The following is a 14,563-nucleotide window of genomic DNA, read 5'->3' on the forward strand; positions in this document are numbered from 1 at the left end:
GTGAGAAGATGAAACGAATGTGGAATATGACCGCGCTCGGTGCGGTCATCGTGATTGGGCTTGGGACGTTTGCCGTTGATGCGACAGAACCGAAAGCAGAATGGGCGCTAGACGTCAGTTCGAATCCATCAGTGTGGGAAGACGCAGTGGTAGAGATTGGTTATAGCAGAGAGGATGATGTTGAACAGTGGTTTGAAGTGACCGCTAATGAAAGTCGCATCACGTCAAACTTGAACTATATAGCTGAGGGACTGCGATATCGGCAACGTTTGAATGGAGATGCGCGTTCCATCCATCGAATCATGAATGGATGGACGTATGCCCAATCGATTCGGACAGAAGACGGATATATCGGGGTCGGTCAGGATGGCATGAAAGAGCTCATCGTGTTTAAACAAGAAGATGGTGAAAAATTATCAACGTTTTCATTCGATGCCAGTGATTCAAAAATATACGACATCGTGAACGGGGTGTGGGCAGGCGCATTTCTGAATGATGGCCAGTTAAACTTAGTCTATCGAGATGGATATGACGGTGAAGAAAAAACAATGCTCGCTACGTTTAATGAAGCGATGAATGAGGTGACCGTCAAAGAATTGAGCATGGATAAAGGATTTATCACCCATGTCATCAATACGAATCGATTTTACGTTACTGATTTATTTTCACAGATGGCAGAAACACGATACATCCCTGTCGGTGTCAGCTCGTACGAAGTGATCCGAGAAGGGGAAGAGGAAATCAATGTTGAGGATCCGGATCCAGGACTCTTCGCTTACGATACAAAAACGGGTAAAGTTGTTCAACTGGCAGAAGGGCAAGGCTTTTGGGATTATACAGTGTCGGGCCACAACCTGTTCGCCTTAAATGAGGACGGCGAGGAACTTGTCATCGACTTGAACACCGGGAAACAAACGACCCGGGAAGTTCTTGATTCAGTGGATCACGCATTCTATGAAAATGGTCGCCTTTACCAAACGCGCCAAGCGAAAGACGGGGTCGTCATCGATGTATACGAGGATGGGAAACAAATCTCGAGTGCGGCGATCACGCCTGAAAACGAAGAAGCGCGTGACATGCTCAAACAGATTGACGTAGATGTCAGACAAAAATAAGCAAAGGGCCGCGGCCCTTTGCTTATTTTGATGGTTTCGGTATGATGACGCCTTCTTCTAAATCGAGCAACAAGTCAATCAGTTCCGCGCAGAACTCCGGGAACTGTTCCAAAAAGGCACCGGGACCGACTTCATCTGTAAAGTCGATATACAGGTCGGCGACATTCCCAGACATCTTCGCAGGTAAGGCGAGAAACGCCGAACCGAAACGCCAACTGCCTCGGATATCGAGTAGCTTCCCGAGAATGAGGTCGCCGGTCTCACGTTCTTCTGGTAACTGAACAACGTATGTCTCTTTTGACTCCCAGTCTTTCAACTGACCGTCTTCTGTGACTTCAAAGATGCTACAACGTGGGACAGCTAGTCCACGGAGTGCGTGATAGAGGGCAGGGGACATGTCGCTCTTATGGTCGGCCAAGTAGCGACCATGGGGTGTCATCCCATCCTCATCCGTCTCAAAGAAGACGGCCCAATCGATGAAGAGGTCACGGAAGAGTTCGGCATCTTTTAAGTGCCATGTCCCTTCCGATGCAATCTCTTGAATATAGTTCGTCCACTGTGTGCTTCGCGCAAGAGCCGCTTGCTCATACAACTTTTTCAGTTCGGCAAGCAATTCGGACTCTTCGACGAGCAAAGGGAAGGGAATTACTTTCCGGTCTTTTTTCATCGGCGCGGTCCTCGCTTGTTCGCAGGACGTTTGACGACAGGAGGCTTCTCCTCAATCCGTTTCTCAATCACGTCACCGCGATAGATTTCGAGCTCTTTCAACTCGACACCGAGTTGACGCGCGAACGATTTCAAGTGCGGCAGGTCATCCGTCGTCACGAGTGAAAGGACAGTCCCTCCCGCGTTACCACGAGCGGTACGGCCAGAACGGTGGATGAAGTCATCAATGGACTCCGGTAAGTCGAAATGGACGACGTGTGTCACATCTTCAATATCGAGACCGCGTGCAGCAAGACCGGTCGTGATGAGGAGCGGGTATTCGCCTTTACGGAATTCGCGGAGCGTCTCGACGCGTTCGCGCTTCCCTTTTAAGCTGTCGAGCATCCGGTAGTTCACTTTCAACTTTTCAAGTTCTCCGCGAAGCGGTGGCAAGAACGAGCGGTTGTTGATGAAGGCGAGTGCCTTCACACCGTCGACGTGTGAAAGACGACGAAGAAGTTCCGGTTTATACCGGCGTGTCGTTAACAGATAGCCGTATGTCACTTGATCGCTTACGGCACGTTCGATTTTGATATGAGCCGGTTCGTTCATGAATGGTGACGCCCACTCTTGGAGTGAGTCGGTGAGTGTTGCCGAGACGAGTGCAAGCTGACGCTCGTGCGCGGTATGCTTGATGATTCGTTCTGCCGCCTCTGTCAAACCGCTGTCGATGATTTGGTCGGCTTCATCCAAAATGACGGTATGTGTCTCGTGGAGCTTCAGTTTTTTCTTGTCGATCAACTCGACGAGACGACCTGGTGTCCCAACGATCAAATGTGGCTTCTTCTTGATTCGGTCGATTTGACGTTTCAATTCGACACCACCGATGAACGAACCGATGCGGACGTCGCCTTTTTCGGTGAAACGTTGTGCGACTTGTTGAATCTGCATGACAAGTTCACGGGTCGGGGCGACGACAACGACTTGGATGCGGTCATTCGATGGGTCGATCTTTTCAATGGCTGGAAGGAGGTAGGCGAGTGTCTTACCCGTTCCGGTTGGTGCCTCGATTGTCACGTCTTTTCCATCTAATAGTAGGGGAAACGCTTCTTTTTGGACCGGCATCGGCTCACTGAAGCCCATCCGATCCCACGTTTCGTTAATAAAAGGTTTTGTAAAATTCATATTCGGTCTCCTTATCTTTAGGCAAAAACAAAGGAAGCGACAGCGCTCCCTCGTCAAATATAGCGAACATGCTCCTGACCATCTTCCATGGAAGAACGTAACGTCTGTGTATACGTCTGACCGTCTTCGATGAGTTGGATGTGGGCGTCTGCACCTTCTGCTGTCAATTCAACTTTCTCAATCGTGAATCCTTGATAAACGCGATACTGTAACTCGGCCGTCATGTTCTCGAACGGTTTCAGTTCCGGATGTGTCGTAATGACATGGATTGGACGCGACAAAAGTGCGGCGAGTAGCTGGTCGCGATAATCGATAAAATCTTCGTTCTCGATGTCATCATCGAAGCGGATCCAAAACCCTCCGTCTTCAAATTCTGTGATAAATCCGTCACGCTTTTCGCCAGCCTCATCGACCTTTAATGAGATGCGATCGCCAACCTGAAAGGCATGATTTGCTGTTAATGGTTCATACGTCATGAGTAGAACCCCTTCCTCTTATACAATGTTCTGCCTTCATTGTGTCTGATACGACACAAAAATTCAAGTTCTAACCGAGTGATGTGAGATTAATCACCTTAAAAACTGTATAGTTCGTCACAGAACAATCAAATTAGTACAGATGATAGGTAAACGTTATCTAATTGGGAATCATCTGTTTCAAACTATATAAACTAGCGGATATAACAGTTTGTAAAACGCTTTCAATAACGGCTGTTTCATCACGTTCATAAGATTGTTACAAGTTTCACAAGAATGTAAAACATATTGTTCACGTTTTCACGTACACTCACAGTATAGATAACACGCAGTTACTTTCGAGAATGAGGAGTGAATCAACATGGCAACCGAAATCAAATCCGCATGGTCAGGTTTTATCCCTGGTCAGTGGACGAATGAAGTGAATGTCAGTGAATTTATCCGTTTGAACCGTCATGAGTACACAGGAGACGATACGTTTTTAGCAGGTCCGACTGAAGCGACAAACGTTCTTTGGAATCGTGTGATGGAACTAACAAAAGAAGAGCGTGAACGTGGAGGCGTCTGGGACGTCGATCAACACACACCATCGACAATTGTGTCGCATGGACCAGGTTACTTAAACAAAGAGTTAGAGAAAGTCGTTGGCGTTCAGACGGATGAGCCGTTCAAACGTTCGATTCACCCGAATGGCGGCATCCGTATGGTCGATGCGGCACTCGAATCATATGGTTTCGAGCCAGACGAAGAAATCACAAAAATTTACTCAGAGATTCGTAAAACACATAACCAAGGTGTCTTCGATGCCTATACACCAGAAATGCGGGCCGCTCGTAAATCAGGAATCATCACAGGGCTTCCCGATGCATACGGACGCGGACGCATCATCGGTGACTACCGTCGTGTCGCCCTTTATGGAATCGACTTCTTGATGGCAGAACGCAAAAAAGACTTGGCAAAACGTGGCGGTTTCTTATCTGAATCGGACATCCGTGACCGCGAAGAACTATCGGAACAACTTCGTGCCCTCCAAGAACTTAAACAACTCGGGGCCGCTTATGGATTTGACCTCGGTCGTCCTGCGGAAAATACGCAAGAAGCATATCAATGGGTATACTTGGCGTATCTTGCTGCCATCAAAGAACAAAACGGTGCCGCGATGTCACTCGGTCGCGTCTCGACCTTCCTTGACGTGTACGCTGAACGTGACCTTGAAATGGGTCGCTTAACAGAATCAGACGTCCAAGAAATCGTTGACCACTTCATCATGAAACTTCGAATCGTCAAATTCTTACGGACACCGGACTACAATGAATTATTCTCAGGTGACCCGACTTGGGTGACAGAATCAATCGGTGGGATGAGTCAAGACGGTCGCTCGAACGTCACGAAGAGTTCATTCCGGTTCTTGCATTCACTCACGAACCTCGGACCAGCTCCAGAACCAAACTTGACGGTCCTTTGGTCGACGAAACTTCCAGAAGGATTCAAACAATACTGTGCGAAAATGTCGATTGAAACTTCGGCTATTCAATATGAGAACGATGACTTGATGATGCCACAATTCGGTGATGACTACGGCATCGCATGTTGTGTGTCACCGATGAAGATCGGGAAACAAATGCAGTTCTTCGGTGCGCGTGCCAACATGGCGAAGGCTCTCCTTTATAGCATGAACGGCGGTCGTGACGAGAAGAGCGGTGCTCAAATCGCTCCAGTTTGGGAAATGAACACAGAAGACGTGCTTACGTACGAAAAAGTATATGCCGACTTTGACCGGACGCTCGACTGGTTGGCAGAGCTATACGTGAATACGCTCAACGTCATTCACTTCATGCACGATAAATATGCGTATGAACGAATCGAAATGGCGCTTCACGATCCTGAAATCTTACGGACGATGGCTTGTGGGATCGCGGGTCTCTCGGTAACGGCGGATAGTCTTTCAGCAATCAAATACGCAAACGTCAAACCGATCCGTAATGAAGAAGGAATCATCGTCGACTTCGAAACAGAAGGGGACTTCCCGAAATTCGGAAACAATGATGACCGTGTCGATGCAATCGCCGTCGAACTCGTCGAATCATTCATGGAGAAAGTACGGAAACATAAAACATATCGTGACGCACTTCATACGCAATCGGTCCTCACGATCACATCGAACGTCGTCTACGGTAAGAAAACAGGAAATACGCCAGACGGTCGTCGTGCGGGTGAACCATTCGCTCCAGGTGCCAACCCAATGCATGGACGGGATACAAAAGGTGCGGCTGCATCGCTCTCATCTGTTGCGAAACTTCCATTTGAACACGCACAAGACGGAATCTCTTACACGTTCTCAATCGTACCGAAAGCACTCGGAAAAGAAGAAATCGCGCGCGAACTCAACTTGGCGGCGCTTCTCGATGGGTACATGAGCGGAGAGCACAAAGGACATCACTTGAACGTTAACGTCTTCAACCGCGAGACGCTTCTCGACGCAATGGAACATCCAGAAGAATATCCACAACTCACAATCCGCGTATCAGGATATGCGGTCAACTTCATCAAGTTGACACGTGAGCAACAGATCGACGTCATCAACCGTACGTTCCACGGTTCGTTGTAAGTAAAGGCTTAGCGGCCTTCCACGGAGGGCCGCTCATTCGTTAGGAGGTCATTTCGATGACAATGGGATATGTACATTCGGTCGAATCATTCGGAACAGTTGACGGCCCAGGGATTCGCTTCATCGTCTTTTTACAAGGTTGTGCCTTGCGTTGTTTATACTGCCATAATGCGGACACGTGGGATTTCAAAAAGAATAACCACCGCTCGGCTGAAGACGTCATTCAAGAGGCGCTCAGTTACCGTCCGTTCATGGAAGCATCGAAAGGCGGCATCACCATTTCTGGTGGTGACCCACTCGCGCAACCTGAATTTTTAGAGGCGCTGCTGCGTGAAGCGAAAAAGCATGGGCTTCATACGACACTTGATACGTCCGGTGCGCTCCGACCTCCTAATTTGGATGCGATTTTAGATCACACCGACCTTGTCTTGCTCGATATCAAGCATATCGACGACGACATGTGTAAGAAGTTGACGGGACGTAGCAATGCCAACACGCTCGCGCTTGCCGAACACCTTTCCGAGCGCGGAACGAAAATGTGGATTCGCCACGTCCTTGTACCTGGATGGACGCTCGAAGAAGGTGCGCTTCGTCGCACCGCCGCGTTCATTCAAAAGCTAGACCATGTCGAGAAAGTCGAGATTTTGCCTTATCATGAGATGGGCGTCTACAAATGGGAGGCGCTCGGACTCGATTATCCGCTTAAAGGCACGAAGCCCCCGACATCCGAGGAAGTCGAATGGGCAGAAGGGATTTTGCAGGGAACCATATAAAAAAGCAAGCGCAGGCCGATGTGGTCTGCGCTTGTTTTATAAATCAGAAAATAAAGGTTTGGATGATTAAGAAAAGATTTAATGCGATGACGATTGTCGTAATTCCCCAACCGATCCATGTCGTCATCCGATGATTCACGAGTTCGCCCATCAAGGATTTGTTGCTCGTGAAGAGAAGCAGAGGAACGAGGGCGAATGCGATACCGAATGACAGGATGACTTGGCTCCACACGAGAGCATTCGTCAAGTTCACACCGGAAAGGATGAGTAAGAGTGGCGGAGCCATCGTAATCACACGACGTACATAAATCGGGATATGTTTTTGAATATAGCCTTGCATGACGACGTCTCCAGCCAAAGTCCCGACGGATGCGCTCGACAATCCGGCAACCATTAGTCCAATTCCAAACAGCATGGCGATCGGTGAACCTAAAAAGGAGTCAAATTGCTGGTGTGCAATCTCTAAGTCGCTCACGACGAATCCATTCTTATAGAAGACAGCGGCTGCGATTATTAGCATACTCGCATTGATTGCACCAGCGAGCACCATGGCAATCGTTACATCGATTCGTTCAAATTTCATGATACGTTTACGTGCGACGGCATCTTTACCCGTGATGCGTCGTTGTGTCAACGCAGAGTGTAAATAGATGGCATGAGGCATAACGGTAGCGCCTAATATTCCAGCAGCCAATAATATACTCTCCGTCCCATCGAACCGAGGGATGAGAAGACCGGATAAGAGTGGTTTTACTTCTGGTTGAGCACTGAACGTTTGAATGGCAAAAGCGAGCGCGACGACGAGTAGCATCCCCGTCACAATCGTTTCAAGTGGACGATATCCCCGACGTTGTACTTCCAAAATAGCAAAAGAACCGACGGCGGCCAGAAGTGCCGCTTGAATGAGTGTTACATCAAACACGAGATAAATTCCGAGTGCCGCCCCTACAAACTCTGCTAAATCTGTCGCCATGATCATGAGTTCGGCTTGAATCCATAAAAAGATAGCAGTCTTCTTAGAAAAACGGTCACGACAAATCTCAGGCAAGTTTTTTCCGGTCGCGATTCCAATTTTAGCAGACAATGTTTGAATCAATCCGGCCATCAAGTTAGCGACTAAGATGACCCATAAAAGCAAGTAACCGAATTGAGATCCAGCGGCAATGTTCGTTGCATAATTTCCGGGATCGATATAAGCGACCGAAGCGACGAACGCTGGACCTAAAAAAGGAAGGAGCGTCTTTATTTTTTGAGACATTGATTTGTGAGTGAGAGCCGAATCCACTTCGTTCAGCATGCCGAATCCTTCTTTCTTTTGCGTAATGGTTAATTTTTTTCCCTAGGTAAACTTTTTAAGTATACGGCAATTTTACGCCTGTGATGAGAACCTGTCAAATTTCAAATAAAAAACTGTGAGTCGTTTGACTCACAGTGCAACGGTTCTAAGGTCGACGTTTTTTCTTTTCTAATACACGAGCGTGTTCCGCCTGCTTCTTTTCCATATAAAGAAGTTCCTGTTCTAGCTTGACATAACTGGCATAGCGCTTCGCATCTAACGTACCGTTCGTTAGCGCTTCTTGAACGGCGCAGCCCGGTTCTTTCTGATGTGAGCAGTCGCGGAAGCGGCATGTCTCGGCAAGTGCTTCGATATCACGAAACGTCTCATCGAGATGCTCGCTTCCTTCCCATAGTCCGAATTCTCGCATCCCTGGTGTGTCGATGACGTATAAGTCATCGATCCGGAACAGTTCGCGGTGTGTCGTCGTATGTTTTCCGCGCTCGTCCTGCGCCCGGACGGCTTGCGTGACGGCAAGTGTCTCGTGGGCGAGGGCGTTCGTCAGCGTAGATTTTCCGACGCCGGACGAACCGACGAAGGCGATCGTGCTCTCACTCGGCAATGCGTGACGAAGTTCAGCCACACCTTCTCCCGTCACAACACTGACGGGGAATACTTGAATTCCGGGTGCGTTCACTTGAATGTCTTCGAGCAATGTGTCGACGGAGTCGACTTGATCGGTCTTTGTCAAGACGATGATTGGGATTGCCCCGGTGTCCCAAGCGGCTAGCGTATAGCGTTCTAGGCGACGAATGTTGAAGTCGTGTCCACACGCCATCGTAATCAAGACGTAGTCGACGTTCGCGCAGATCAGTTGTTCACGTGTCTCGTTGCCGGCGGCCGCTCGTGAAAGAACGGTCCGACGCTCAAGGAGATGGTGAATCGTACCTTGACCATGCTCGCGAACTTGAATCGTGACATAATCGCCGATGACCGGGTAATCCCGTTCGCTCGTCGCGGCATGTCGAAATTTTCCGGAAACCCCGCACATATAGGCGTTTTCTCCGATTGATACCGTATAAAGATGTTGGAACTGTGCCGTGACACGTCCCGTTTCAGTTTGTTGATTCAAAAAGAATCCTCCTTTTAGTGATGGAGGACGACAGCCCTCCGATTTGCTGACATTTGGTTACGTGCATGCATCATGTTGCTCATAAAACATCATCCTTTCGTTGTTCGATAGCATTAATGTACCACAGTTATTGGAAACGGTACCATCTCAGTCTAAAGACTGAGGTGAAACAAGCCTTCCGCTCGTCGACCTATGTCAAATAACGTATTATGATAAGAGTGTACTTAACAAGGAGGGATGACAGATGAATCACCAAGTGAAAAAGGTGTTGTTCATCGTGGCCGCGATCGCTCTAGTGCTCGTGTTGATCGGTTCTTTACCGAATATGATCTTATTCGGATTAGGAGCGCTCTTGACGCTTTGGGCTGGAGTCCGTTTTCAGGCTGTGACACACATCGGTGCTAAAGTTGGTTTCGGGATCCTTGCCGTCATTGGGATTGGGACGATGCTCTCAAACATTTGGGCGCTCGTCGGAATCATTGTCGCGTGGTTGTTGTTTAAAGGGTATATGATGTATACAAGTGAAAAACGCGACCCGGATGTCGAGATTTTAAATGCAGACGGAACGCGTGCCGGTCGGAGCAGCTTCCAGCAGTTTGATCAAGTGTGGCAAAAATTTGTTAATCGTCGTTGAGATTTCATAAGGAGGATTCACCATGAAGACACCGTTTGATCAGTTTCGTGAATTAGCGAATGAATTGACGAAAGAAATTTCGAAAGAAGTGAAGAAGTATCAGGATAAAGAGATGCCACGTTCAAGTGGAGAAGCGGAATTGAACCGTCATATCCGCGGAGCGGAGAAGGAAGCGTTGTCGGTTGAACGACTCGTGGAACGTCAACGTACATTGCTTGCAGAACTTGCTGGAAAACGTGATGATGCCAAGAAGATGGCAGATAAACGATATGAGCAAACAGAACTGGCGAAACAAGCCGGGGAAGAAAAGTTGGCAGAACGTGCGGCACTCGAATCCAAACATTACGGGGAACAGTACCGTTACTTTGAAGGATTGATTGACGAAGGTGAGCGCGAGTTAGATACATTAGAGCGTCGTGCGCTCGAGATGAAACTCAAACTCGATGAGATGCAAAATAAACGCTATGAGTTTGCGATGCGCGAAAACCTAGACTTGTTAAAAGGGGCACTCGACCAAATCTTTGGTCAAAATACGTCTCAGTCGCATCCATTCACTGAGGAAGAAAAGAAAGAACAACCTGCCGAAGAGAAGCAAGACACGCAGGAAGATGAAGATGATTTTGAAGCAAAATTGAAAGAACTGGAGCGTCGCTTTAAACAAGAGTGAGGCGATGGTTCGGCGATGACCTGAACAAGGTCATCGCTTTCTTTGCTTCATACATATGAACAGAAAGGGGGAATGGACATGGAACGTTGGAACACACGTCAAATCATTGGATTTATGATTATCTTATTTTCAGTCGGACTCTTCATCGATATCGTGACGGGTGGGAATAGCGTCTTATTCAGCATGATCCTCCCGCTGCTTCTCCTCTACATCGGTCGACGGTTCAGTCGTCGGGGGAAGCAGTCTGCTAGCTATATTTTTTACGCAATTGGGGGAATCCTCTTGATTGGCTTGATTTTCTCATCTGCGGCATTCGGATTCGTGCTCTCCGGACTCCTCCTGTTATTCGGCTATCGACTCTATAAGAATCGACCGGTCGAATCGAAAATCCGGACACCCCTTCGTCAAGAACAAGCCTTCTCATTTGGGATGAAGGAATCGGGGCACTATGTGTTACGTGATACGAATGAGTTCTTTTTACTACGGGACGTTGAGATGGATTTGTCACAAGCCATCATTCCGGAAGGAGAGACGTTCTTACTCCTCAATGGACTTGCGGGAGACATTCGAATTCTCATTCCTGCGGGGTATGACTATTCGATTGACGCATCGATCGGCTTCGGTAAAGTGCAGGTCGATGACTCGAACTATTCGCCGGTGTTCAATCGTCGCTTCTATACAGCGTCTGATGATTATGTCCAGGCTACACGAAAAGTCCGGATTCATATCGTGCTCATGAGCGGAAGTGTCGAGGTGATGACGGTATGAAAAAAGATTCTTATCCACGAACGGTCGTCTGGCATCAACTGTTTAGTAGCTTGTTGACGGCTTTCTTGATTACTGTAGCGTTTCTCATAGGTGACTCGACTTCATTGAGCGATTTATTTTCGCGTGAAGAAGGGTTGCCTTTCGGTGTGTCCATTCTAGTGATTGCCGTCTTGATCGGAAGTATCTTTGGCGTCGGTTCGTATTTTTATTTGCGCCGAGACTTTCGGGAAGTCGCCAATGCCCTTTGGAAACTAGAGAATCAAAAAGACATCACTTTCCGCCCGATGTCCCCATACCGAGATACACTCGAACGAATCGTCCGCGTATCGAAACAGCGCCAAGAGATGGTCGAGATGGCGAAGCGAGTCGGTGAGCGTCCGGTCAGTGTGGAAGAGGCGCGGAGTGAGGCCGTCGTCGAAGAAAGACGTCGCGTCGCACGAGAACTTCATGATTCGGTGAGTCAACAGCTCTATGCCATCTCGATGATGACCACAGCGGTCAAACAGACGATGCAGACGAAACCAGATCTCGCGAGTAAACAAATGGAACAAGTCGAGCTCATGGCGCAGACCGCACAGGCAGAGATGCGTTCGTTGCTGTTACAACTTCGGCCGGTCGAATTAGAAGGCATGACACTTAAGACAGGAATCGAACGCTTGTTAGAAGAACTGTCTCGTAAACAATCGACCGAGCTCGTCTGGCGTTTAGAGGAAGTGAAGCTCTCCCGGCACACTGAAAACGAACTGTTTCGGATTGTTCAGGAAGCGATTAGTAACACGTTACGACACGCCAAAGCGACTCGTTTAGAAATCGAGATGCGAACCGTGCAACAGACAGTCATCTTAAAGATTAACGATGACGGAATCGGATTTAATGTGGACGATACACAAGTCGCCTCATATGGATTACAATCGATAAGAGAGCGTACGGCAGAAGTCGGTGGAACGTTGCGATTGGTCAGTGTGCCGAATGTCGGGACACAAATTGAAGTACGTGTGAAACAACAAGTGGAGGGGTAATGATGATTCGAGTTGTATTAATTGATGATCATGAAATGGTTCGGGCGGGCGTATCTGCCTTTTTATCGACACAACCGGACATCGAAGTCGTCGGCGAAGCATCGGACGGAGCAACGGGAGCCGAGCTTGCGATTGCGGAGAAGCCGGACGTTGTCCTTATGGACTTGGTGATGGAGCCCGTTGACGGAGTCGAATCGACGAAACGAATTAAAGCAAATTGGAAAGAAGCGAAGATTTTGGTCGTGACGAGTTTCTTGGATGATGAGAAAGTGTATCCCGTCATCGAAGCAGGTGCGATGAGCTATGTCCTCAAGACAGCGAATGCAAATGAAATCGCAGATGCGATTCGTCAAACCGCTGCCGGCAATCCGGTCATGGCCGCCCAGGTAACAGGAAAGATGCTCGAACGACTGCGTCATCCGGAAATGACACTTCATGAGAGTCTCACTGCCCGTGAACGAGAAATCTTGCAACTGATGGCGGAAGGCAAGTCGAATCAAGTGATCGCGGACGAATTGTTCATCTCACTCAAAACAGTGAAGACACACGTGTCGAACATCTTGACGAAGCTTGACGTCTATGACAGGACCCAGGCAGTCGTCTATGCGTTCCAACATAACTTGGTCAGTAAAGGATGAACCGTCTCCCTGTGGTTGAAACGGAGCGCCTCCGACTGCGACCTCTCCAAATGGAGGACGGTCCGCACGTATTCGCCATCTTTTCAGATGAACACGTGCTACGCCACTACGGAATGGAACCACATCGGACGTTAGAAGAAACGGAACAGATGCTCACGCATATGCTCGCACAAATCGAAACAGGTGCGATCATCCGTTTTGCCATCGAGCATCGCGAATCAAAAGCGTTAATCGGGACAATCGGGTTTCACAATCGGGCACCGTCGCATCGGCGTGCCGAGATCGGTTATGAACTCAAACCAGAGTATTGGCGTTCGGGTTATGCGACGGAAGCCCTTCACGCAGCGCTTCAGTTTGCCGTGACGTGTGAAATTGAACGGGTCGGTGCCATCGTCTATGTCGAGAATCTTGCATCCCAACGCATGTTGGAGAAGAATGGATTCGTTCAAGAAGGTCGACTACATAACTATATGCGTCAGCGTGGACAATCTCATGACGTGTATGTCTATAGCTATATGACCCATCAGTCAGTCTGAGCACACCGACCACAAACGGTGTGCTTTTTTCGTTTGTAAGAGAAATAAAATGGGAACCAACTAGAAGTGAGTCAATCAAAGGAGGATGATGAGATGAAAGCAGCATATATCGAACAGTATGGCGGATCGGATGAGTTCAAAATAGGGGAACTTGAACAACCGGCAATCGGTGCAGATGACGTATTAATTGAAGTTCATGCCGCAAGCGTCAATCCGGTCGATTGGAAGCTCCGTGAAGGATACTTGAAAGAAATGCTCCATTACGAGATGCCGCTCGTCATCGGGTGGGATGTATCGGGTGTCATCAAAGAAGTTGGGGCGAATGTGACCGAATTGAAGGTTGGAGATGAAGTGTTTAGCCGACCAGAAATCGCGCGCCAAGGCACATATGCCGAGTACGTCGCAGTCGATTCCCATCTTGTCGTCAAAAAACCAGCTTCGCTTAGTTTTGAGGAGGCCGCTTCACTGCCGCTCGTCGCGCATACGGCATGGCAAGTCATGTTCGAAGTGATGGATGCCAAACCGGGTGATCGAATCTTCATCGGAGCCGGTTCAGGTGGTGTCGGAACGGTAGCCATCCAGCTCGCGAAAGCACACGGTTTGTATGTCGTCACATCGACAAGCACGCCGAACGTGGATTGGGTCAAAAAACTTGGAGCCGACGAGGTCATCGACTATAAACAACAAGACCCGGCAGATACTGTCCGCGATATTGATTTCGTATTCGATACGATGGGGGGCGACGGGCAGAGCAAACTGTATCGAATGCTTAAAGAGAATGGGATGCTTGTCTCCATCTCCACACCACCGAATGAAGAGGAAGCCAAACAGGCGAAGGCCCGTGCCGAGTACGTCTTCATGCAACCGACAGGGGAGCGTTTGAAAAAAATTGCGGAAGCTGTTGAAAAAGGCGAACTAAAACCTGTGATTGACCGGGTCTTTGATTTAGAAGATACGAAACTTGCTCATGACTATGGAGAAGAAGGGCATGCCAAAGGCAAAATCGTCATTCGAGTGAAATGATAAAAAAGAGGTGGATTTCCGGAACACGCTCTGGAAATCCACCTCTTTTTATTAAATTTGATAAGCTA

At 48.4% G+C, this 14,563-nt stretch carries 15 protein-coding genes; 10 read left to right on the plus strand and 5 right to left on the minus strand.

What is annotated here, in order from left to right:
* Positions 1 to 8 precede the first annotated feature (8 nt).
* Positions 9 to 1,115, plus strand: a complete 1,107-nt coding sequence (locus BV910_RS03330; protein ID WP_078146342.1) for a hypothetical protein — start codon at positions 9 to 11, stop codon at positions 1,113 to 1,115.
* A gap of 22 nt (positions 1,116 to 1,137) precedes the next feature.
* On the opposite strand, the gene BV910_RS03335 is transcribed toward BV910_RS03330, so the two are convergent.
* From BV910_RS03335 to BV910_RS03345, 3 genes are read right to left on the minus strand one after another with little or no spacing between them, the layout of a single operon-like run.
* Complete coding sequence (locus BV910_RS03335) at positions 1,138 to 1,782, minus strand: hypothetical protein (RefSeq protein WP_078146343.1); 645 nt, start codon at positions 1,780 to 1,782, stop codon at positions 1,138 to 1,140.
* On the minus strand, positions 1,779 to 2,945 hold the full coding sequence (locus tag BV910_RS03340; RefSeq protein WP_078146344.1) for a DEAD/DEAH box helicase: 1,167 nt from the start codon (positions 2,943 to 2,945) through the stop codon (positions 1,779 to 1,781). The genes BV910_RS03335 and BV910_RS03340 overlap by 4 nt, the downstream gene beginning before the upstream one ends.
* A gap of 53 nt (positions 2,946 to 2,998) precedes the next feature.
* On the minus strand, positions 2,999 to 3,421 hold the full coding sequence (locus tag BV910_RS03345; protein ID WP_015880830.1) for a hypothetical protein: 423 nt from the start codon (positions 3,419 to 3,421) through the stop codon (positions 2,999 to 3,001).
* Positions 3,422 to 3,782: 361 nt separating this feature from the next.
* Between BV910_RS03345 and pflB the strand changes: the two genes are divergently transcribed.
* Together pflB and pflA are read left to right on the plus strand one after the other, a co-directional pair.
* Positions 3,783 to 6,029, plus strand: coding sequence for a formate C-acetyltransferase (pflB, locus tag BV910_RS03350; protein ID WP_078146345.1), 2,247 nt, complete (start codon positions 3,783 to 3,785; stop codon positions 6,027 to 6,029).
* A gap of 56 nt (positions 6,030 to 6,085) precedes the next feature.
* Positions 6,086 to 6,802 (plus strand): pyruvate formate-lyase-activating protein, encoded by a 717-nt coding sequence (gene pflA, locus BV910_RS03355; protein WP_078146346.1) that lies wholly within the window; start codon positions 6,086 to 6,088, stop codon positions 6,800 to 6,802.
* Between the two features lie 43 nt (positions 6,803 to 6,845).
* Here the strand turns inward: pflA and BV910_RS03360 are convergent, their stop codons facing one another.
* Complete coding sequence (locus BV910_RS03360) at positions 6,846 to 8,099, minus strand: Nramp family divalent metal transporter (RefSeq protein WP_078146347.1); 1,254 nt, start codon at positions 8,097 to 8,099, stop codon at positions 6,846 to 6,848.
* A 145-nt stretch (positions 8,100 to 8,244) separates the two neighbouring features.
* Positions 8,245 to 9,210, minus strand: coding sequence for a ribosome small subunit-dependent GTPase A (gene rsgA, locus BV910_RS03365; protein WP_078146348.1), 966 nt, complete (start codon positions 9,208 to 9,210; stop codon positions 8,245 to 8,247).
* Between the two features lie 244 nt (positions 9,211 to 9,454).
* Between rsgA and BV910_RS03370 the strand changes: the two genes are divergently transcribed.
* The 7 genes from BV910_RS03370 (at position 9,455) to BV910_RS03400 (ending at position 14,495) form a co-directional block, all read left to right on the plus strand.
* Positions 9,455 to 9,844, plus strand: coding sequence for a lmo0954 family membrane protein (locus BV910_RS03370; RefSeq protein WP_031421063.1), 390 nt, complete (start codon positions 9,455 to 9,457; stop codon positions 9,842 to 9,844).
* A gap of 22 nt (positions 9,845 to 9,866) precedes the next feature.
* Positions 9,867 to 10,511: a PspA/IM30 family protein gene (locus BV910_RS03375; protein WP_078146349.1), complete on the plus strand. Its 645-nt coding sequence runs from the start codon at positions 9,867 to 9,869 to the stop codon at positions 10,509 to 10,511.
* A 78-nt stretch (positions 10,512 to 10,589) separates the two neighbouring features.
* Positions 10,590 to 11,279, plus strand: coding sequence for a cell wall-active antibiotics response protein LiaF (liaF, locus tag BV910_RS03380; protein WP_015880836.1), 690 nt, complete (start codon positions 10,590 to 10,592; stop codon positions 11,277 to 11,279).
* Positions 11,276 to 12,298 (plus strand): sensor histidine kinase, encoded by a 1,023-nt coding sequence (locus BV910_RS03385; RefSeq protein WP_015880837.1) that lies wholly within the window; start codon positions 11,276 to 11,278, stop codon positions 12,296 to 12,298. Before liaF ends, BV910_RS03385 begins: the two co-directional genes overlap by 4 nt.
* A 2-nt stretch (positions 12,299 to 12,300) precedes the next feature.
* A complete protein-coding gene (locus BV910_RS03390) occupies positions 12,301 to 12,936 on the plus strand; it encodes a response regulator (RefSeq protein WP_078146350.1) in 636 nt (211 codons plus the stop codon).
* 11 nt (positions 12,937 to 12,947) lie between these two features.
* On the plus strand, positions 12,948 to 13,472 hold the full coding sequence (locus tag BV910_RS03395; protein ID WP_240499786.1) for a GNAT family N-acetyltransferase: 525 nt from the start codon (positions 12,948 to 12,950) through the stop codon (positions 13,470 to 13,472).
* Between the two features lie 93 nt (positions 13,473 to 13,565).
* Positions 13,566 to 14,495 carry an NADP-dependent oxidoreductase gene (locus BV910_RS03400; protein WP_078146352.1) on the plus strand — a complete coding sequence of 310 codons (930 nt, stop codon included), beginning with the start codon at positions 13,566 to 13,568 and terminating at the stop codon, positions 14,493 to 14,495.
* Positions 14,496 to 14,563: the final 68 nt, after the last annotated feature.

Source organism: Exiguobacterium sp. HVEsp1 (genome assembly GCF_002009685.1).
Taxonomy (GTDB): domain Bacteria; phylum Bacillota; class Bacilli; order Exiguobacteriales; family Exiguobacteriaceae; genus Exiguobacterium; species Exiguobacterium profundum.